Genomic DNA, 19,199 nt, shown 5'->3' with positions numbered 1-19,199 from the left:
CATGCGGGAGGGCACTGCCCGCCTCCTACTGCCGGGCCATCGCGATCTTGAAGAGCTCCTCGCGCGAGACGAAGTGGTCGAAGTCTTCCTTGCCCTTGTCGAGCTGCACCCACTTCACGCGGCCGGTGAACTTGCTGTCGCCGTTGTGGAAGCCCTCGGCCACGGACGTGCCCAGGTCAATGCCCACGTCGGTCGTCTCGTCGCCAGAGAACACCATGGCCTGGGTGGTCTCCACCCGGCCACGGCCCACCGGCTTGCCGTCGACGTACAGGGTGACATCACCTCCCTTGCCGATGCCGCCGCCGTCGTACTTGAACTCCATGCGGACCTGGTGCGTGCCAGGAGGCAGCTCGCGGTCGGCTTCGACGTAGAACCGACGCAGTCCGCAGTAGTTGTAACAGTAGGAGAGTCGGCCCCCACGCACGAAGAGGCACCAGCCGCCGAAGCTGCCACCCTGCGCGACGATGATGCCGCTCGCTCCGCCGTCCGGTATCTCCAGCTCCGCGGTGACGGAGTGCGACTTGTTCTTGATGTTCAGCACGGAGTTCTCGGTGAGCCGTTGCATGGAACCCGAGAGAAGCTGTGTGTCTCCCTTGATGAGTTCGGGCCGTCCGGCCAGCTCCGAGTTGAAGCGCTCGATGCTTCGGTCATCTAGTGGCAGCGCGTAGTACTTGGTGGCCTCGATGATGAAGAGCTGCTGCAGCTCGTGCAGCTTCTCCGGTTGCTCGGCGGCGAGGTCGCGCGCCTGCGTCCAGTCCTGGGTCGTGTCGTAGAGTTCCCAGACATCGTCCTCGAGGCTCGTTGGCGACGTGGAATCCCACGGAGTGCGATGCTTCGTCACCGCCGTCCACCCCTGGTGGTAGATGCCCCGGTTGCCGAACATCTCGAAGTACTGCGTTTCATGCCGCTCCGGCGCCTTCGCGTCGTCGAAGCCGTAGCGCATGCTCACGCCCTGAATCGGGGTCTGCTGCACGCCGTGGACAATCACCGGCTGGGGCAGGGTGGCGGCTTCCAGAATGGTGGGCGCCACGTCGATGACATGGGCGAACTGCGAGCGGACCTCGCCCTTCGCGGAGATGCCCTTGGGCCAGTGGACGATGCAGCCGTTGCGGGTGCCGCCGTAGTGCGAGGCCACCTGCTTGGTCCACTGGTAGGGCGTGTCCATGGCATGCGCCCAGCCCACCGCGTAGTGGTTGTACGCGTCCGGGGTGCCGAGCTTGTGCATGTTCTGGATGAGGTACTCGGGCGTCTCCACGCCCATCACGTTGTTGAAGAGGAGGTTTTCGTTGAGCGTGCCGTTGAGAGTGCCCTCGGCGGAGGCGCCGTTGTCGCCGATGATGTAGTAGACGAGCGTGTCCTCCAGCACGCCCATCTTCTCCAGCGAGTCGATGAGCCGTCCCACGTGGAAGTCCGCGTACTCGAGGAAGCCCGCGTACACCTCCATCTGTCGCGCGAGCACCGGCCGCAGCTTCTCCGGCATGTCCTCCCAGGAGGGGATCTCCTTGGGGCGTGGAGTGAGGGTGGCATCCTTGGGGATGACGCCGAGCTTCTTCTGCCGCGCGAAGATCTCCTCGCGCAGCCCGTCCCAGCCGCCGTCGAAGCGGCCCTTGTACTTGTCTGCCCACTCCTGAGGCACGTGGTGTGGTGCGTGGGTGGCGCCCGGGGCGAAGTAGACGAAGAAGGGCTTGTCCGGCACGAGCGCCTTCTGCTGGCGCACCCAGCCAACGGCCCTGTCCGTCATGTCCTCCATGAAGTGGTAGCTCTGGTCTGGCTTGTGCTCCGGCTCGATGGGCACCGTGTTCTCGTAGAGGGCCGGGTGCCACTGGTTCGTCTCCCCTCCGAGGAAGCCGAAGAAGTACTCGAAGCCGGAGCCCGTGGGCCACCGCTCGAAGGGGCCTACCGGGCTCGTCTCCCAGACGGGCACCTCGTGGCACTTGCCGAACTGCGCCGTGCTGTAGCCGTTGAGCTTGAGGACCTCCGCCACCGGCGCGCAGTGGTTGGGGCGCACGCAGCTGTAGCCCGGCGAGGAGGTGGCGGTTTCGGTGATGCCGCCGAAGCCCACCGCATGGTGGTTGCGGCCCGTCAGGAGCGCGGCGCGCGTGGGTGAGCAGAGCGCCGTGGTGTGGAAGCGGTTGTAGCGCAGGCCCTGGGCAGCCAGACGCTCCGCGGTGGGGGTGTTGATGACGCCGCCGAAGGCGCTGGACGCCGCGAAGCCCACATCGTCCAGGAGGATGACGAGGACGTTGGGCGCGCCCTTGGGAGGCCGAAGCTGGACGATGGGAGGGAACTTCGCGCTCGGGTCCCTGGCGCTGAATGGACGCACGCCCTGATAGGGCTGATCCGGGATGGGGAGGACCTCTCGCTGAACAGATTCATTCGGAGACGGAGTCTTCCCATTGCCCGTCGGATGCTTGCCGTTCTTCTTCATGTGTTCCCCCTGTCGCCGACCCCGCAACCCTGAACCGCCTGAAAATATGAATGGCGGCCTTCAGGCCCATCAGCCCTTGAGGCGGGGCAGGTAGGGCATTCCGGACGTGGCATCGGAGGGGAGGGCTCGCGCGGCCGGGCCGTAACCGTTTCCCCGCTCCGTCGGAAATGAGGCACCTGTACGGATTTTCAGATGTTTTCCGAGGCTCGCCCGGACCCCAAAAAGACGCAGTGCCTACATGTTCGTACGTACAGTGGAGAGACTCATGCCAAAAGCCGAGACAATGCGTCGCAATTGCCTGAGACAGAAAGTGCAATGCCTACATGAACGCGTCTTCAGGCATTTCCGACCCCACTTTCAGGAAGTCTCACCTGTCCTGGCGTGCAATGCCTACATGAACGCGTCTTCAGGCATTTCCGGCACCCACGTCGCGCGGCGCATGGGGCCGGGACACGACCGCTCAACGGGAGCACGGAACCACCGCGCTCCCGAAGCAATCACTATCAAGACGGGAAATGTCTCGTCTGTGATTGGTCAATGGCAGACGTGAAATCTACTCGCCCGACCGCTGGCGATTGAGCCGGTCGTAGTGCCGGTAGCCCAGCTTGTCGAGCGCGTGCGACGGCGCGAGGCCGATGTCGACCAGCGTCTTGATGTCATACGTGCCCGTGAGGACAGGGGGCGCGTAGCTCCGGATCGCCGTGGGCGTGCGGAACTTCTCCAGCGGGTAGAGGACCTTGCTGGTGTGGACGTGGATGAAGTGCGCGGCGGACTGGCGCTGCCAGCCGGAGACGCCCGGCGCGGTGATGACGTGGGGCGTGGCGAGGAACGTGCCGCCCGTGAGGATCTCCAACTGCTGGCCCACCTGCGCCACGATGCAGCCCGCGGGCGCGGTGCCTCGCACCTTGCGGCCCTGCGGCTCCTCGAGCGTCGCGCGCGTGCGCAGATACAGGCCGCTCTTGTCATCGGGGCTCGGGGCCGGCTTCCCTTCGGGGTCGAGGAACCGCCCACCGGGCAGCAGCGTCAGGAGGTTGAAGTCCGTGTGCTCCTCGCCCCAGACGATGTCCGTGTTCACCTGCTCCGGCTTGAGCGACAGGTACTGGAGCGCGCGGGTGATGTGAGGGGCCTTCTCGCAGAGGGACGTGAAGGTGTCCTCCGCGAGCCCCAGCGCCATGGCCGAGCCGCGCAGCAACTGGAGGCCCGCCTCGTGGAGCGAGCGGCCCAGCGTCATCAGGCCTTCCTGGAAGTACGGCGGCGCATCCGGCGGCCACACGTTCTCCGGATACAGCTCCGGGAACTCCATCGCCGCCACCTCGTCGTTGGGGTAGGGCGCGACGAAGTAGCACTCCTTGAAGTCCGGCTGGCCGTTGCCGGCGACGGCGACCTCCGTGTTCGGCGGTGTCCAGCCGCGCTGGTACCAGAGGTCGGCGCGGCCGTAGGGCTTCTTCGCCTCGGCGGGACGCGCGATGAAGGCGGCGAAGGCGTCGTAGTAGCGGTGGAGCGCCTGCGTGTCGACACCGTGGTTCTTGATGTAGACGAGACCGAAGACACCAAATGCCTCGCGCAGCGCAGTCGCGGCGCGCTCGATGCGAGTGGCATCTCCCGAGGCGAGGTCCGCGAGGTCGACAGTCGGAATATTCAGGGAAGAGGTCTCGGCCATGGTTCCCCTAGGTGTATCGCTCCTCGCGCCCAAAGGGGAAGGCCTCGTGGGCCCCCTCCCTGAGTGCAAATCCCGCGTTCCTTCCCAGGGGCGGGGCACTCCCGGAGTCGGGCCGGGTGGGCCGTTCAGCGCACCACGGGCAGGGGGAAGCTGAACGGCTTGCCGTCCGACGCCACGGCATGCCCGGGCACCACCTCGGCGGCGCCGTGGCCCCGGCGCTGGGGCCTGAAGGTGGCCTGCGGGTCTCGGGCGGACGCCTTGCCCCCATGGAAGACGGCGAAGCGGGCCGTCACCGCGCCCACCGTGGTCAGCAGGTCCGCCGCCACCTGCTTCCAGCGCCGCCGCCCCGGGAGCGCATCCACCAGCAACCCCGCGACGGAACAGGCGCGAGAGGCCTTCCACAGTGTCCCCGACACGCCCTCGTCCAGGGGCCGGGCGACCTCTGGAGCGCGTCGGGCGTCGTGCTCCATCGCATACCCCATGGCCAGCTCCGCCACCTTGCCCGCCAGCCGGTAGGGGCGGAGCACCCCCGCCTCACGCGGTGTGTGGGGGAGGAGCGACAGCAGGCTGCCCGCGCTCGCGGTCGCCGAGGCCATGAAGAACAGGGGCAGGGTGCGCCGGGTCGCCTGCCACAGCGGCACCGCCGTGTTGTTCAACAGCACGGCCGTGTAGCCCGCGAGCGGCATCCCCAGCAGCGCTGCCGAGCAACCCGACACCTTCCCCACCGCGCCGAGCACCCCGCGCGAACGTCCCAGCACCAGGCCCACCGTGTTCAGCCCGCCCGACAGCGCCAGCACCCAGGAGCCGATGCTCATGGGCGAGGTGGGTCGGAACACGCGCAGCATGTTGAGGAAGCGCTCGGGTCGCCCGAGGTCGGCGATCAACAAGCCCGCGCTCAGCATGTCGCCCACCGTCCCGAGCTGACGGCACCGCCTCGCGAGCGGATTCAACTCCTTCTCGCCGAGCACATCGATGACCAGCCCCATGAGGCTCGCGGCGCCCGCCACTCCTCCCACGAAGAGATAGGTGGGGATGGTGGCAATCCAGACCGGCTGCTTGATGGCGGGGAGCCCGTGGTAGCTGGGCGAGCCGGCCGAAGCCACTCCGGAGCGAGAGGGAATCGACGACGACACCGTGTGCGCGGGGTTCGCCCCGTCCAGGTCTGTCACGCGCTGCTGCGCGCCCTCGCCCAGCAGTGTCCCCAGCGCTGGGTTCACGTTGCGCCCATCGCCGCGCTGCTGGAGCTTGTCGAGGAACGAAGGCTCATCCTTCCCGGACGAACTCATGGGCTCCCCCGTCGACCGAACAGCACCGCGCCCACGGCCACCGCGGCCATGCCGAGCGCGCCCAGGGCCACGGCGCTCCAGGCCTCCTTCGCCTTCATCGTCGGAACGACGGGGTCGGGCGGCAGGTTGTAGACCTCCGGCTTGTCCACCAGCAGGAAGAAGGCGTTGAGCCCGCCCGTCCCGGGTTGGTTCGCCGCGTCCTTGCCGTAGAGATACGCGCTGATGATGCCCTGGTCGTGCAGCTCGCGGACCCGGTTCTCCGCGCGCTCATGCAGCACGTCCAGGTCCCCGTAGGCGATGGACTCCGTGGGACACGCCTTCGCGCACGCGGGAGTCATGCCGTCGCCCAACCGGTCGTAGCAGAGCGTGCACTTCCAGGCGCGCCCGTCATCCGGACGTCGGTCGATGACTCCGAAGGGACACGCCGTCACGCAGTAGCCGCAGCCGTTGCAGACATCCGGCTGCACGTAGACGGTATCGAACTCGGTGCGGACGATGGCGCCCGTGGGACAGGCCTCCAGGCACCCGGCCCGCTGACAGTGCTTGCAGACGTCCGACACCATCAACCAGGAGAAGTCCCCCACGCCCGTGGCGTGTCCCGGCAGGGGCACCGGCCGCTCCACGAAGGCCACGTGTCGCCACGTCGAGCAGCCGAGGTCCCCAGTCTGGTCATAGGACATCCCCGTGAAGTGGAAGCCGTCGTCGGGGAGCTGGTTCCATTGCTTGCAAGCCACCTCGCACGCCTTGCAGCCGATGCACGTCGTCGAGTCGGTGAAGAAACCCTTGCGGCTCATGGGCTATCGCTCCTCGTCCTTTTTCTTCTCCTGCCACGGCACATGGTCGACCTCACCCGCGCGCGAGCTGTCGCGTCGGTGGAGCTCCAGCCCCTCGGGCAGCGCGGCTTGGGTGGCGCCCGAGGCGGCGCGCGCGCGGGTGGCCTGACGTCCCTCGACGACGTCGCAGGTGAGGGCCTTGGACTCCTGGATGTCCACGTTGGGGTCGGCGACCAGCGGGAGCAGCTCGTTCGCGCCGTCTCCTCGGATGCGCCCCGTCACGCCCCAATGGTAGGGGATGCCCACCTGATGCACGGACGTGCCGTTGAGCTTCAGCGGCCTCAGGCGCTCGGTGACGAGCACCCGGCACTCCAGGTCTCCTCGCGCGGTGCGCAGCGTCGCCCAGCCGCCGTTGCTCAGGCCTCGCTCGCGGGCCAGCTCCGGTGACACCTCGCAGAACTGCTCCGGTTGCAGCTCGCTCAGCCACGACAACCAGCGGCTCATGCCTCCCGCCGTGTGGTGCTCCGTGAGGCGGTAGGTGGTGAGGATGAACGGATAGCGCGGGTCTCCCCAGGCGCGGTGATAGGGGTTGCCTCGCCGTGGCCACTCCAGGCGCGTCGGGTTGCACTGCTGCCCGTAGAGCGCGTTCTTCACGGGCGACTCCATGGGCTCGTAGTGAGCAGGCAGCGGACCATCCATCATCCCGCCAGGCGCGTAGAGCCACGCCTTGCCGTCGGCCTGCATGATGAACGGGTTGTCGCCCGCGAGCGCCTCCACGCCCGAGGCACCCGGAGGAGGGCGGTAGTCCGGTGGCAGGTCCACGATGAAGTCCGGCACGTCCTCGCCGGTCCACCGGCGTCGGGCATCGTCCCACCAGACGTACTTCTTGCGCTCGCTCCAGGGCCGCCCCTCTGGGTCCGCCGACGCGCGGTTGTAGAGGATGCGTCGGTTGGCGGGCCAAGCCCAGCCCCACTCGGGCGCCACCCAGGTCTGCTCGTGTCCGGGCTTGCGGCGCGCGGCCTGGTTGACGCCGTCCGCGTAGGCTCCGGAGTAGATCCAACAGCCGCTCGCGGTGGTGCCGTCGTCCTTCAAGGCGGTGAAGCCGCTCACGGGCGTCCCATCCGCGACGGTGTAGCCGTTGATCTCCCGGAGGACGGCCTCGGCGCTCGGCTCGTCGTGCGCGCCCTTCGTGGGGTAGTCCCACGTCAGCTCGCGGAGGGCCTGGTCCTTCGTCTCTCGCGAGTCGGCGTACAGCGCCTTCAGTCGACGGCCCAGGTGGAAGATGAAGTGGAGCTCGCTGCGCACGTCCTCGCGTGGTTCGACGGCGGCGTGGTGCCACTGGAGCATCCGCTGCGTGTTGGTGAAGGAACCGTCTTTCTCCGTGTGCGCGGCGGCGGGGAAGAAGAAGACCTCCGTGCGGATGTCTTCGGTCTTCACGTCACCGCGCTGGATTTCGGGAGCGGTGCGCCAGAACTCCGCCGTCTCGATGAGCGTGAAGTCGCGCACCACCAGCCAGTCGAGCTGACGCAAGCCCTTGCGCTGGAGTGCTCCATTCATGGAGCCCACCGCCGGGTTCTCCCCCATGACGAAGTAGCCCCGCACGCGGCCGTCGGCCATGTCCGCCACCGTCTGCATGTGCGAGTGGTTGCCGGTGAGGCGGGGCAGGTGACGGAAGCCGTACTCGTTCTCCTTCGTCGCCGCGTCACCGAACCACGCCTTCAACAGCGAGACGACGTACTTGGGGAAGTTGCTCCACCAGCCCGTGTTCGAGGTGTGGCTCTTCAGGTAGTCGTCCAGGCTCGAGGACGGCTTGGCGCTCGGCATCGGCAGATAGCCGGGCAGCAGGTTGAAGAGGGTGGGGATGTCCGTGGAGCCCTGGATGGACGAGTGCCCGCGCAGCGCGAGGATGCCTCCCCCCGGCCGCCCGATGTTGCCGAGCAGGAGTTGAAGGATGGTCGCGGTGCGGATGTACTGCACGCCCACCGAGTGCTGCGTCCACCCCACCGCGTAACAGAGCGCCGTGGTGCGCTCTCGTCCGGAGTTCGCGCAGAGCGCCTCCGCGACCTTCAGGAACTGCTCCTCGGGAACACCGCACACCTTCGCGACGATGGCGGGCGTGTAGCGCTGGAAGTGGCGACGAAGGACCTGGAAGACGCAGCGCGGATGCTGGAGCGTGAAATCCTTGGGGGCCTCGGTGATTCGCGCGGAATGGGACTCGCCCTCACCGGCGCCTGGCTCCGCGAACAGCTCCTTGTGGCCCGCGGCGGGCGTGGGGCCCTGGATGCCCTCGTAACCCCACGAGGTGACGTCGTACTTGTTCTCCTCGGGCAGGAAGCCGCTGAAGAGGCCGTCCAGGTCCTCGGTGTCCTGGAAGTCCTCCCGGAGGAGGTTGGCCGCGTTGGTGTAGTGGGTGACGTATTCCTTGAAGTAGCGCTCGTGCTCCAGGACGTAGCGCACCAGCCCACCCAGGAACGCGATGTCCGAGCCGACGCGGATGGGAACGTGCTGGTTCGCCATCGCGCTCGTGCGCGTGAAGCGCGGGTCCACGTGGATGATGGTCGCACCCCGGGCCTTGGCCTCCATCACCCACTGGAAACCCACCGGGTGACACTCGGCCATGTTGGAACCCTGGATGAGGATGCAGTCAGAGTTCCGCAGGTCCTGCTGAAAGGTCGTGGCCCCGCCACGCCCGAGCGTGATGCCCAGACCGGGCACCGTGGACGAATGTCATATTCGAGCCTGGTTCTCCACCTGGATGATTCCCAGCGAGGTGAAGAGCTTCTTGATGAGGTAGTTCTCCTCGTTGTCGAGCGTCGCGCCGCCCAGGTGGGCGATGCCCAGCGTGCGCTGGACGCTCAGCCCGTTGACGTCGGTGTCCTCCCACGTCGTGTCGCGCGTGTGCTTCACGCGCTCGGCCACCATCTCCATGGCCCGCTCGAGCGGGAGGCGCTCCCACTCCGTGCCTCCCGGTCGACGATAGAGGACGTGCTGGACGCGGTGGGTGCCGGTGACGAGCTGGAACGTCGCGGAGCCCTTGGGGCACAGCCGTCCGCGTGACACCGGCGAGTCCGTGTCGCCCTCGATGTCGATGATGCGCTCGTCCTTGACGTAGATGTCCTGGCCGCAGCCGACGGCGCAGTAGGGACAGACGGATTTGACGACGCGGTCCGCGCGGGCCGTGCGCGACTGAAGCCCGCGGCTGCGCTCGGTCATCGCCGTCTCGCCCAGCGCGGTGAGGTCCCCGCGCAGGAGCTGCCGGAGGACGGGCCAGCGCGACAGCAGGTCGAGGACTCCCACGGTGGACCTCCCGAATCGGCGCCGCGAGGTGGCGCGGCTCACCGAGGATGGTGGAGGTCGAGGCTGCCCGACGCAGCGCTCCACGGGGGGACCGTGAGAGGGCGCCGTCGGGCTCCGGACGATTGCCGGCGCGGGATGTCGCGTGGTGGATGGGTGGGGCGCATGGCCTCACCCTGGAGGGAGGTGTCCGCTCAGGGGGCGCGCGTGAGGGTGATGGGGTAGGTCCGCGTGTCGCGGCGGATGAGGAGCGTGGCGGGACTGCCCGGTGCGCCCAGCTCGCGTTCGCGGGCCTCGCCTGCAGTGAGCACGGTGGCCCCGTCGATGGACTTCACCACGTCTCCGGCTCGAATGGCGTCACCGTGCAGTCCGCCCGTGACACCTCGCACGAGGACTTCGTCTCCATCCATGCTGAAGAAGACGCCGAGACGCCCAGGCTCGACTCGGGGCGGCCCGAGCTTCCAGTCGCCCACGTCCTTCGTCTTGCCCGCGGCCAGCTCCAGTGTCTTCTCCGCGCGCTCCGTCTTCTGGCTCCACGCGATGAGCTTGTGCGGACCGGGCGCGACGTCCTCCACGCGGAAACGGCCGTCCGCTCCCGTGGGGGGCGAGGTGAGCCCGTCCACGTCCACGAACGCGTCGGGGAGGGGAGCGCCCGTCGCATCGACCAGTCGTCCGGAGATGACGCCTCCGGCCTCGACGACGACGTCGGCCTGGGTCGTCTTCCCCGCGACGCTTTCGGCCACCACCTTGCCGGCCCGTCCGTCCGGCAGCGTCACCGAGACGGCCACCTGGATGAGGAGAAGCTCCAGCGCTTCATGCGCGCCGTGGGGACCGCCGAAGGCTGACGGGCGTGCGAGTCCAGGGCCCACCGCTGGACAGCGGACCTGGGCCCCAGGGCGATTCTGGAAGGGAGGGCTCGTGCCTATCTCCTCCCGTTGATGCGTGAGCGCGAGCTTCCCCGCGCGGCTCGTGCTCACCCCCCAACGAGGTATGCCATGACGGACCGTCCCGCGACGCTCGTGCTCTCAGGTGGTGGTGGCAAGGGCGCCTTCCAGGTGGGCGCCGAGAAGATCCTCCGCGAGGTGCACGGCTTCCGCTGGGAGCGCGTCTTCGGCGTGTCGGTGGGAGCGCTGAACGCCGCCGTCATCGCCCAGCACGAGTACGAGCGACTCACGAGCCTCTGGATGAACCTGCGCGAGTCGGACGTCTATCGGAAGTTCCCGTGGCTCGTCGTCGCGCTCCGGATAGGACTGCTCAACAAGCTGGGGTTCTATGACAACACGCCCCTGAGAGACCTCGTGGAGCGGAACCTCTCCGGCCGGCCCTTCGCCATTCCCGCGCACGTGGGCCGGGTGTCGCTCACCTCGGGGCAGTATGAAGTGGTGTCGAGCGACGCGAGCGACTTCACCGCGGCCGTCTGGCAGAGCGCGACGATGCCCGTCATCTGGGAGCCCATCGGTCCGCACGCCATCGTCGACGGTGGGCTGCGCAACGTCACGCCGCTCGGCGACGCGCTCGCCTATGCACCCACGGAGATTGTCGTCATCTCCTGCTCGTCGTCCCGCATCGAGCCGATGCGCTATCCCTCCAGCATCCTGGACGTGGCCCGGCGCAGCCTCACCGACATCACCCTCAACGAAATCCTGATGAACGACGTGGACGTGTTCGTCCGCATCAACGACATGGTGAGGCAGGCCCACGAGCAGGGCACCTCGCTCCTCGCTCCCGAAGGCAAGCCGTACGTTTATTGCCGCATCACCGTCATCGAGCCGACGGCGCCCATGGGCGACACGCTCGACTTCTCACCGGAGATGACGCGCATGCGCATGCGCCACGGCGAGGACCGCGCGCGCGCCCTCATGCGGCCCACCGGCGTGGGGCCCGGGGAGCGGGTGCCCCCGCGCATCGCGGCGCAGTTGGAGCCCGTGCTCCATTCGTGAAGAAGCGTGTCGTCGCCGTCCGGCTGTGACGAGCGGGGTGCACCTCGTTACGATGGGCTGGCGCGCCGTGCAGTCCGGGGCGCGGGAGGCACACGGTGGGCGAGCTTCAGCGGACGGTACAGGCGCCTCATGGCGCGGAGGACGCTTCGTCCATCGGGCGCGAGGACGCCGCGTCCATCGGGCGCATCGAGGCGCTGATTCCCCGGGTCCTGTCCGCGTCCGAAGAGGAGCGCGCACGGCTGGGCGAGGAGCTCAATGTGCTTTTGCTTCGACTTCCCTCGGAGCCTCAGCGCGAGGCGAGCGCCGCGCTGCTGCGCAGGCTCATGGATGAACGCGCGTTGGAGGGGCTGGGCACGGAGAAGATGCCCGCGAGCATCGCGGCCACGAAGGCCTTGCTGGACCTGGGCTATCCGAGCGCACTCGAGGTCGATCCCCAGCAACTGGACGCCCTGCGCCGCTGGGAACGCGAGCGCACCCGGGTGCCGTGGTTCCCCATCCTGATGACGCTGTTCGTGGTGGCCATCGCGCAGATCGCGGTCATCACCTTGGGGTCTCCAGGCGCTCCGCCTCACGACATGACGTCGCTTCCCCTGGATGTCCTCGCCGGAGTGGAGCCACTGCCGCCAAGCTGGTTGATTCGCTATGTGAGCTTCTTGGAGGACTCGGCCCTCACGGTGCTGGGCTATCAGTTCCTCGCGGGAGCCGCCGCGTTCCTCTTCACCGGGGCGTTCGCTCGTTGGCCCACGGGCCGGGTGCTGGCTCGCCTCACCTTTCTTCTGCTCTTCGGGCTCGGGACGCTGGTGTCCGTCCTTCAGCTCCCGGCGAGTCTCTGGATGGCCGGCGCCACGTTTCTCCCCGCCCTGGGGGCCTTCATTTCGGCCACCCTGCTGAAATCCCGCTGAAAAACACCCCGGACGGCCCGGTTGTGACGTCTCTGTTGGACACAGTGTCGGAGTCCTGGAGTACAGGGGGCTCATGACCTCCAACTTGATGCGGTATCTACCGCTTTCCCTTCTTCCCCTGATGTTGAGCTGTGGTGTTGCTTCCGAGGAGACCGCGCCCGCCGCCGTGATGACGACGCAGGCGCAGGCCCTCGCGACGGGCACCCCCGCGTCCACCGGCGTGCTGGCGTTCCTCAACAGCCGCTCCACGACGCTGGCGGTGTTGGACTTCGAGGTTCCGCTCAACGCGCTCACCGCGCAGGCCATCATCGCGGACCGCAACGGGCCGGATGGCGTGGAGTTCACGGCGGATGACCGGCACTACGTCTCCATCGACCAGGTGGATGCGATTCCCCAGGTGGGGCCGGCCGCTCTGGCCACGCTGGAGGGGTATGTCCGGGCGACGGGCCGCGTGGAGATGCCCCTGGACGAGCAGGTGGGCACCTTCCACGGCGTGGCCTTCAACCTCGCCGAGGCCCGGCGCGTCGTGGCCGCCGCGAACACGGTGAGCCAGGCCGCCCTCCAGAGCACCGTGGGGCTGAGCGCGAACCAGGCGCAGGCCATCGTCGCCGCCCGTCGCATCGACCACATCGTGGAGCTGTCGCGGCTGGCGGTCATGAATGGCGCCGCGCTCCAGGCGCTCAAGAACCATGTGGCCCTGGCTCCCGACGGGGACCCGTGCACGGGTCCGGCGACGTGTCAGGCCGGCCTGTCGTGTGAGGGCCGGGCGTTCGGGGGCCCCATCGCCTACGGCCGCTGCCGCAGCAACCTGCCCATCCCGGGTGACAGCGACAGCTGCTCCGTGATGCGTCCGTGCCAGACGGGCCTGGTGTGCTCGGGCTCCGAGTCCGGCTCGCCCGAGGGCATCTGCCGTCCGGCCTGGATGGCGGGCACCTTCACGAACTACTCGGACCTGGCGCTGCCTGGCTCGACGGCGCAGCTGGTGTCCGTGGTCGGCGTGGTGGGCCTCGCCACCGTGCCCGAGGACATCACCGTGGTGATCGATCTGCTGCACTCCTCGTCATCCAACCTCGTGCTGACGCTGGAGGACCCGGGTGGTGAGACGGCCCTCCTGTGGAACGGGCCCACCGAGGGCAGGCCTCCGTCCCGCATCCCGGTGACGCGTGGAATCCCGCGCGATGGCACCATCAACGGCAAGTGGAAGCTGCACATCTCCAACCCCGCGGGGATTGGAAGCGGCACGCTGCGAGAGTGGTCCGTGAAGCTCACCAGCCGCTGGGACTGACGTCCGCGTCGTCGCCACCGGGAGGCCGTGAAGAAGCAGCGCGGCCTCCCGGCCGTCGCCGCGCGACTCACTTGCGGACGACGTGGAGGTTGAAGTCGAAGTCGCCGAACGACTGGTAGAGCCGGAGGACGAGCGGAAGCAATCCCTCCAGGCCCCGGGACGCGGTGATGTCGCCCACGTCGAGCACCCGCTTCCAGCCGAACCCCTCGGTGAGCAGCGACGTCACCTGCTTCTTCGCGCCCGCGTCATCGCCGCAGACGAAGACGTCGTGAGCCGTGGGCAGGCTCGACGGGGAGACCATGATGCTGGCCGTCATGGTGTTGAGGGCCTTCACCACCTTCAGCTCCGGCACCGCGCGCTGGAGTTGCTCGCCCAGCGAGTCCGTGTTGGTGACGGAGAGGGTGGGGGGAAACCCCTTCGAGAAGTCGAGAGGATTGGAGACATCCACCAGCACCTTGCCGCGCAGGTTCTCCACGCCGGCCGACTTCACCGCGTCGACCGAGGCCGTGCCCAGCGTGCAGTTGAAGAGCAGCTCCGCGAAGGCCGCGGCGTCGGCGAACGTGCCCTGGGACGCGAGTACTCCGGCCTTCCGCGTCCAGGCCACCGCCTTCTCGTGGTTCGCGGTGCGCGAGCCCATGCGCACCTCATGGCCCAGGCTCACCAGCTTGGAGCCCAGCGTCTCGCCCACCACTCCCGTGCCGAGGATTGCGATTCTCATGACGACCTTTCGTCCTTCGTGGATGGCGCAACCCTAACCGTCAACCCAGGGCGCATCGAGCACGTGGAGGTTGAACCATCATCAACTCCAGGTTGACAATGGGGCCCATGGACCTGTTCGCGGGGGTGCTTCCCTTCGTGCACGTGGCGGAGGAGCGCAGCTTCCGGAAGGCGGCGGAGCGGCTCGGTGTCACCACGGCGGCGGTGAGCAAGGCGGTGCGCAAGCTGGAGGAGGACGTGGGCGCGCGGTTGCTGGAGCGCACCTCGCGGCAGGTGGCGCTGACGTCCGAGGGCGTCGCCTTCCTGGAGCGGGCCCGCGAGGCGGTGGCGCAAATGAAGGCCGCGCGGGAGACGGTGTCCCAGGCGCAGCGCGCGCCCAAGGGCCCGCTCACCGTGACGCTGCCCTACATCCTGGGGCCCGTCATCCTGCCGCCCCTGGCTCGCCTGCAGACGCGCTACCCGCAGCTCACGGTGCATGCGCGGCTGAGTGATCGCTTCAGCCGCATGGTGGACGAGAACATCGACGTCGCCCTGCGCGTGGGCGTGTTGGAGGACTCCAGCCTCGTGGCGCGGCGGCTCTTGAGCACGCGTTGGGTGACGCTGGGCTCACCCGCGTACCTGGCGCGCCATGGCACTCCCACGCGTCCGGCCGACCTGGAGCGTCATGCCTGTCTGAAGTTCGTGGATCCTCGGGGCCTCGCGCGAACGTGGATGTTCCGGCGAGAGCCCGGTGGCGCGGCCGAGTCGCTGCGGACCACTCCCGCGATGGACGTGGATCACGGCCCCTCGCTGCTGGAGTTGGCCGCGGCGGGCGCGGGGTTGTGCCAGGTGCTCGACTTCATGCTCGATGCGCGCGTGCGGGAAGGGCGGCTGGTGGAGGTGCTCGCGGACCACGCGGCGGAAGGTCCACCGGTCCATGCGCTGTGCCTTCCGGGACGCCAGTCCGTGCCCCGCGTCCGCGCCCTGCTGCGGCTCTTGTCCGACGAGCTGCGGGCAGGTGAGCCGACGTAACGGGGAACCTTGGATGCCTGGCGGGTGTCCGCGTCGCGGGCCTCACCAGGTGGCGGGAACCCCGTCCCTCTTGGGAGGCCTGGACGGCATCGCCGAGCCCGCGAGGTTGGGAACCGTTGTGTCGTCCCGCGCATCTGATTCAGGTGACGAGGGCTCCGGTTCCTCGGTGAGCTCCTTGTAGAAACGACGACCGATGATGACGCCCAGCACCAGCGAGACGACGAGACCGGCGGCGGACACCGCGGTCATCACCGTGCGCCCCTGGGCCAGCCCACTGCCGAACTGCGCGGTGAGAAAGGTTCCTGGAATGGTGCCCAACATCACGCCCGCGACAGTGGGCCAGAAGCGCGCGCCGCTCGCCGCGGCCGCCACCAGCATGACGTCGGTGGGACACAGCGGGTTGATGCACGCCATGAATGAGAAGAGGAAGTCGTGGCGCTTGGCCGCGCGCACCAGCGCCGGATATTTGCCTCCAGCCAGGCGCTTCATCGGCCGAGTCCCCAGCTTGCGTGCCAGCGCGAAGAGCAACATGGCAGACAGGAAGCTGCCCGTTAGTGAATAGAGGGTCGCTGCGAGCGTTCCGAACATCATTCCGCCCACGGCGGTCAACAACTGGCCGGGCAACAACGTCAAGGGCCGCACGGTCAGGAACGCGATGTAGGCCAGAGGCGCTGCTTTACCGAGAGGGGACAGCAGATCCGCGATGTAGCGCTGATCAATGAAGTCCGGTCCGAGCAGCCGGAGCATCAGCAGTCCACCGACGGACACAAGCATCGGTGCCAGGACTCGGAGCCATGTCTTCGCCACCTGCGCCACGCAAGGCCTCCCTCGGGCGCCATTGAGCGCGCGCCGCGGGCATGAAGGTGAGTGCCGGTCCGGGAATCGGCAATGCAGAGGGAATTGTTTTCAACAAGAGAGCGTCCTGCCGGGCATGCCTCCGCACGGAAAGTAAGCAGGGCGAGCTTGAGCAACCGCACGGAATCATTGGGGTTTTGGTGTGGTGGGTCAGGCGAGAACGGCTGGCGGTGTACGGAGCTTGCTTGCATCGGGGCGCTTCCGTCCCAAGGTTTCAGGCAAGGGGCATCGAGGCGCGGGATGGGGGCAGGCAGCCATAGAGAGGAGAGGGCGCAATGTCGGACAAAGACAACAAGGGCAGCATGACGGTGGCCGAGGCGGGACGTAAGGGTGGCGAGACGGTCCGAAACGAGCGGGGTCGCGAGTTCTACGAGACCATCGGTCGCAAGGGCGGAGCCACGGTGAAGGCCGAGCGGGGTCGCTCCTTCTACGAGGAGATCGGCCGCAAGGGCGGCGAGACGGTGAAGGCCGAGCGCGGCGCGAAGTTCTACGAGGAGATCGGCAAGAAGGGGGGTGACCGAGTCAAGGCCACCCGCGGGCCGAACTTCTACGAGGAGATTGGCCGCAAGGGTGGGCAGAAGGTGAAGAAGCTCATCGAAGAGGGCAAGCGCGCGGCTCGTGCCGCGATGGAGGCCCAGGCTGGCACGGCGCCGGCGCAAGAGGGAGCGGCTCCGTCGACCCCGACGGCTCCGACGACACCGGCGGCTCCTTCCGGCGAGACGGCGGGCCCCGGCCAGAACGAGTAGCGTGGCGCCTGGCGCGCGGACCCGGTAAGACGGCCGCGTGTACCTGGTCATCACGTTCCTCGAGCAGATGGAAGGGACCGAGCGAGCCATCCGTCGGCTCCGGGAGTTTGGCATCCCGGAGCCGCTGGTGGTCCGAGCTCGGAGCGCGGCCGCGGCGTTGTCCGCCGAGGTGCCCGTGTTCGCGGGGCTCAGAAGCCTGGCCCTGGGCGCGGACGAAGACCGCGTGTTGTTGGTGAGCATGTTGCCCGCCGTCTCCGCCGAGGAGATGGAGCGGATGATTCAACGGGTGCAGTTGGAGATGGATGCGGACGATCCACCCATGGGCCGGCTGGTCGCCCTGCCGGTGATCGCCGCGCCGACGCACCGCCGCTCGTGACGCGAGGGGCGGGGCCGGTGTAAGCAACCCTCGTGCAAGCGCTGCTCGTCTTCCTCGCCATCGCGGCGCTGTCCCTGCTCGCCTCGAGTCCGGCGTTGGATCCGGTGCGCTTCCCGGCGCTGGCCCGGCTGGCGGCGGGGGGCTTCTTGTTCCTGCTCTTCGGCGTGGTGCTGGGCCCGTCGGTGGTGGGGGTGTTGTCCGAGGAGGACCTGTACCTCCTGCGGCCGGTGATGGCGCTGGGGCTGGGCACCGCGGGCGTCATCCTGGGACTGAACCTGGAGCCCCGGCTGCTGCGGCTGTTGCCCCGGCCGGTGTATTCGGCGGCCCTGGCGCACGCGGGGACGGCGTTCCTCTTCGTCACGGTGCCGTTGTTCGTCCCGCTGCTGTTGACGGCGCGGCCGTCGCTGCATGCGGCCGTGGGGGCCGCGTCGCTCCTGGGCGCGGCGGCGAGCCTGTCCTCGGGACACTTCGCGGTGCTGGCGTACCGGAGCGGGCGGATGGACCGCGCGCGAGGCCTGGGCGTGGCGCTGTTGACGATGCTGGATGACGCGGTGGGACTGGTGGTGCTGGCCGTGGCGCTGCTCCTGGGCGCGGCGCCCACGGCGGGCGAGGGCCTGGGGCTGGTGTGTCTGGCGGTGTTGCTGGGCATCCTGTGTGGCGCGCTGCTGGCGTTCCTCACCCACGCGCTGAAGGACCCCGCGGAGCTGGCGACGGTGACGCTGGGGATGGTGGCGCTGGTGGGCGGCGCGGCGGCGTACCTGAGGGTGTCCGCGCTCCTGGCGGGCGTGGCGTGTGGGGCGACGCTGGCGCTGGTGGGAGGGCGCACCACGGAGCGGGTGGCGCGGGCGCTGGGACGGGTGGAGCGGCCGGTGTTCCTGGTGCTGGTGTTCCTGGTCGGCTGCGGCGTGTACACGCGCGACTGGGCGGCGTGGGCGCTGGTGCCGGGCTTCGTGGGACTGCGCTTTTTGGGGAAGGTGGTGGGCGGCACGCTGGCGCAGCGCTTCGCCCGGGGGGTGTTGGAGCTGCCGCCTCGCGTGGGCTACGCGCTGATCGCCCAGGGGGGGCTCGCGCTGTGTCTGGTCGCCGAGTACCAGCTCCTGGTTCCGGGCGGACTGTCCCGCCGCGTGCTGGACGTGGTGGTGGTGGGCGCGGTGGTGAACGAGCTCTTGGCGGGGCAGGCCTTCCGTCAGGTCACCACACCTTTGGCCCGCATGAAGCCCGTGCCTCCTCCGGACGTGGGGGTGGCGACATGAAGGGCGCGGTGGCCCGGCTGCTGTTGGTGATGGGGCTCTTGGCCATCATCAGCCGCGCCCAGGTGCTGCGCGTGGACTCGGGCACGCCGGTGACGCTGGCGGCCGGGGCGCTGCTGTTGTGCGGCCTGTTCGCGGGCAAGGTGGCCAAGGGGATGGGGCTGCCCCGGCTCACGGGATATCTCCTGGTGGGCGTGGCCGTGGGCCCGTACGTGCTGGGCTTCATCCCGGGCGAGGGCGTGAAGGGGTTGGACCTGGTGAAGGGGCTGGCGGTGAGCCTCATCGCGCTGGTGGCGGGCACGGAGCTGCGCCTGGGGCTCATCCGCCGCGTGGGCGCGCGGGTGGCGCTCTTGTGCGCGGCCGTGTGCGGCGTGACGTTCATCGTGTGCTTCGCGGCGACCGTCGCGCTCAAGCCGCTCCTGCCGTTCCTGGCGACCCTGACCTTGCCTCAGGTATTGGCGGTCAGCGCGCTGTTGTCCACGGTGGTGGTGTCGTTCTCTCCCACGGTGACCATCGCCATCGTCCAGGAGACGAGCGCGCGAGGCTCGTTCACCGAGTTCCTGATGGCGCTGGTCATCATCGGCGACCTGTTCGTGATGGTGGCCTTCGCGCTGGCCGCGGGCCTGACGCGAGCGACCTTCGGTGGCGGACTGGACGTGGCGGGGTTGTTGAGTGG

15 protein-coding genes and 1 pseudogene are annotated in these 19,199 nt (G+C 68.6%); 8 read left to right on the top strand and 8 right to left on the bottom strand.

Going from position 1 to position 19,199, the window contains the following annotated elements:
* Nucleotides 1-25: 25 nt before the first annotated feature.
* The 6 genes from HUW62_RS27230 to HUW62_RS50075 all read right to left on the bottom strand — a co-directional run bounded on the left by HUW62_RS27230 (nt 26) and on the right by HUW62_RS50075 (nt 10,418).
* Nucleotides 26-2,428, bottom strand: a complete 2,403-nt coding sequence (locus HUW62_RS27230; RefSeq protein WP_163867234.1) for an arylsulfatase — start codon at nt 2,426-2,428, stop codon at nt 26-28.
* Between the two features lie 553 nt (nt 2,429-2,981).
* Nucleotides 2,982-4,088 carry an isopenicillin N synthase family oxygenase gene (locus tag HUW62_RS27225; RefSeq protein ID WP_176436049.1) on the bottom strand — a complete coding sequence of 369 codons (1,107 nt, stop codon included), beginning with the start codon at nt 4,086-4,088 and terminating at the stop codon, nt 2,982-2,984.
* Nucleotides 4,089-4,213: 125 nt separating this feature from the next.
* Nucleotides 4,214-5,374 carry an NrfD/PsrC family molybdoenzyme membrane anchor subunit gene (gene nrfD / locus HUW62_RS27220; RefSeq protein WP_176436048.1) on the bottom strand — a complete coding sequence of 387 codons (1,161 nt, stop codon included), beginning with the start codon at nt 5,372-5,374 and terminating at the stop codon, nt 4,214-4,216.
* Nucleotides 5,371-6,168 carry a 4Fe-4S dicluster domain-containing protein gene (locus tag HUW62_RS27215; RefSeq protein WP_163867237.1) on the bottom strand — a complete coding sequence of 266 codons (798 nt, stop codon included), beginning with the start codon at nt 6,166-6,168 and terminating at the stop codon, nt 5,371-5,373. The genes nrfD and HUW62_RS27215 overlap by 4 nt, the downstream gene beginning before the upstream one ends.
* A gap of 3 nt (nt 6,169-6,171) precedes the next feature.
* Nucleotides 6,172-9,444 (bottom strand): formate dehydrogenase, encoded by a 3,273-nt coding sequence (gene fdh / locus HUW62_RS27210; protein ID WP_368670490.1) that lies wholly within the window; start codon nt 9,442-9,444, stop codon nt 6,172-6,174.
* Between the two features lie 191 nt (nt 9,445-9,635).
* On the bottom strand, nt 9,636-10,418 hold the full coding sequence (locus HUW62_RS50075) for a carboxypeptidase regulatory-like domain-containing protein (RefSeq protein WP_368670489.1): 783 nt from the start codon (nt 10,416-10,418) through the stop codon (nt 9,636-9,638).
* Nucleotides 10,419-10,436: 18 nt separating this feature from the next.
* On the opposite strand from HUW62_RS50075, the gene HUW62_RS27195 reads away from it, so the two are divergent.
* The 3 genes from HUW62_RS27195 to HUW62_RS27185 all read left to right on the top strand — a co-directional run bounded on the left by HUW62_RS27195 (nt 10,437) and on the right by HUW62_RS27185 (nt 13,568).
* Nucleotides 10,437-11,381, top strand: a complete 945-nt coding sequence (locus HUW62_RS27195) for a patatin-like phospholipase family protein (RefSeq protein WP_163867238.1) — start codon at nt 10,437-10,439, stop codon at nt 11,379-11,381.
* A gap of 95 nt (nt 11,382-11,476) precedes the next feature.
* Nucleotides 11,477-12,283 (top strand): hypothetical protein, encoded by an 807-nt coding sequence (locus HUW62_RS27190; RefSeq protein WP_176436045.1) that lies wholly within the window; start codon nt 11,477-11,479, stop codon nt 12,281-12,283.
* Nucleotides 12,284-12,356: 73 nt separating this feature from the next.
* Entirely contained in the window at nt 12,357-13,568 is a 1,212-nt protein-coding gene (locus tag HUW62_RS27185; RefSeq protein WP_163867240.1) for a proprotein convertase P-domain-containing protein, read from the top strand.
* Between the two features lie 67 nt (nt 13,569-13,635).
* Here the strand turns inward: HUW62_RS27185 and HUW62_RS27180 are convergent, their stop codons facing one another.
* Nucleotides 13,636-14,286 carry an NADPH-dependent F420 reductase gene (locus HUW62_RS27180; RefSeq protein WP_176436044.1) on the bottom strand — a complete coding sequence of 217 codons (651 nt, stop codon included), beginning with the start codon at nt 14,284-14,286 and terminating at the stop codon, nt 13,636-13,638.
* A 107-nt stretch (nt 14,287-14,393) separates the two neighbouring features.
* On the opposite strand from HUW62_RS27180, the gene HUW62_RS27175 reads away from it, so the two are divergent.
* Nucleotides 14,394-15,296, top strand: a complete 903-nt coding sequence (locus tag HUW62_RS27175) for a LysR family transcriptional regulator (RefSeq protein ID WP_163867242.1) — start codon at nt 14,394-14,396, stop codon at nt 15,294-15,296.
* Nucleotides 15,297-15,338: 42 nt separating this feature from the next.
* Here HUW62_RS27175 and HUW62_RS27170 read toward each other — a convergent pair whose 3' ends face one another.
* Nucleotides 15,339-16,070: a TVP38/TMEM64 family protein gene (locus tag HUW62_RS27170; protein ID WP_217911567.1), complete on the bottom strand. Its 732-nt coding sequence runs from the start codon at nt 16,068-16,070 to the stop codon at nt 15,339-15,341.
* 356 nt (nt 16,071-16,426) lie between these two features.
* Between HUW62_RS27170 and HUW62_RS27165 the strand changes: the two genes are divergently transcribed.
* The 4 genes and pseudogenes from HUW62_RS27165 to HUW62_RS27150 all read left to right on the top strand — a co-directional run.
* Complete coding sequence (locus tag HUW62_RS27165) at nt 16,427-16,897, top strand: general stress protein (RefSeq protein ID WP_163867244.1); 471 nt, start codon at nt 16,427-16,429, stop codon at nt 16,895-16,897.
* Between the two features lie 37 nt (nt 16,898-16,934).
* Entirely contained in the window at nt 16,935-17,273 is a 339-nt protein-coding gene (locus tag HUW62_RS27160; RefSeq protein WP_141648803.1) for a hypothetical protein, read from the top strand.
* A gap of 32 nt (nt 17,274-17,305) precedes the next feature.
* Complete coding sequence (locus HUW62_RS27155; RefSeq protein ID WP_163867245.1) at nt 17,306-18,526, top strand: cation:proton antiporter; 1,221 nt, start codon at nt 17,306-17,308, stop codon at nt 18,524-18,526.
* Nucleotides 18,523-19,199 (top strand): annotated as a pseudogene (locus HUW62_RS27150) (transporter); the annotation flags it as partial. The gene HUW62_RS27155 and the pseudogene HUW62_RS27150, both read left to right, overlap by 4 nt.

Origin of the sequence: Myxococcus sp. AM011 (assembly GCF_013372595.1) — a bacterium.
GTDB lineage: Bacteria > Myxococcota > Myxococcia > Myxococcales > Myxococcaceae > Myxococcus > Myxococcus eversor.
Note: the sequence above shows the minus strand (reverse complement) of the source record. Positions and strands in the feature narration are given on the sequence as shown.

Excerpts from the sequence above, each read along its gene's own strand:
- HUW62_RS27230 (WP_163867234.1), bottom strand. The coding sequence starts at position 2,428 with ATGAAGAAGAACGGCAAGCATCCGACGGGCAATGGGAAGACTCCGTCT.
- HUW62_RS27225 (WP_176436049.1), bottom strand. The coding sequence starts at position 4,088 with ATGGCCGAGACCTCTTCCCTGAATATTCCGACTGTCGACCTCGCGGAC.
- nrfD (WP_176436048.1), bottom strand. The coding sequence starts at position 5,374 with ATGAGTTCGTCCGGGAAGGATGAGCCTTCGTTCCTCGACAAGCTCCAG.
- HUW62_RS27215 (WP_163867237.1), bottom strand. The coding sequence starts at position 6,168 with ATGAGCCGCAAGGGTTTCTTCACCGACTCGACGACGTGCATCGGCTGC.
- HUW62_RS27195 (WP_163867238.1), top strand. The coding sequence starts at position 10,437 with ATGACGGACCGTCCCGCGACGCTCGTGCTCTCAGGTGGTGGTGGCAAG.
- HUW62_RS27185 (WP_163867240.1), top strand. The coding sequence starts at position 12,357 with ATGACCTCCAACTTGATGCGGTATCTACCGCTTTCCCTTCTTCCCCTG.
- HUW62_RS27180 (WP_176436044.1), bottom strand. The coding sequence starts at position 14,286 with ATGAGAATCGCAATCCTCGGCACGGGAGTGGTGGGCGAGACGCTGGGC.
- HUW62_RS27175 (WP_163867242.1), top strand. The coding sequence starts at position 14,394 with ATGGACCTGTTCGCGGGGGTGCTTCCCTTCGTGCACGTGGCGGAGGAG.
- HUW62_RS27170 (WP_217911567.1), bottom strand. The coding sequence starts at position 16,070 with ATGCTTGTGTCCGTCGGTGGACTGCTGATGCTCCGGCTGCTCGGACCG.
- HUW62_RS27165 (WP_163867244.1), top strand. The coding sequence starts at position 16,427 with ATGTCGGACAAAGACAACAAGGGCAGCATGACGGTGGCCGAGGCGGGA.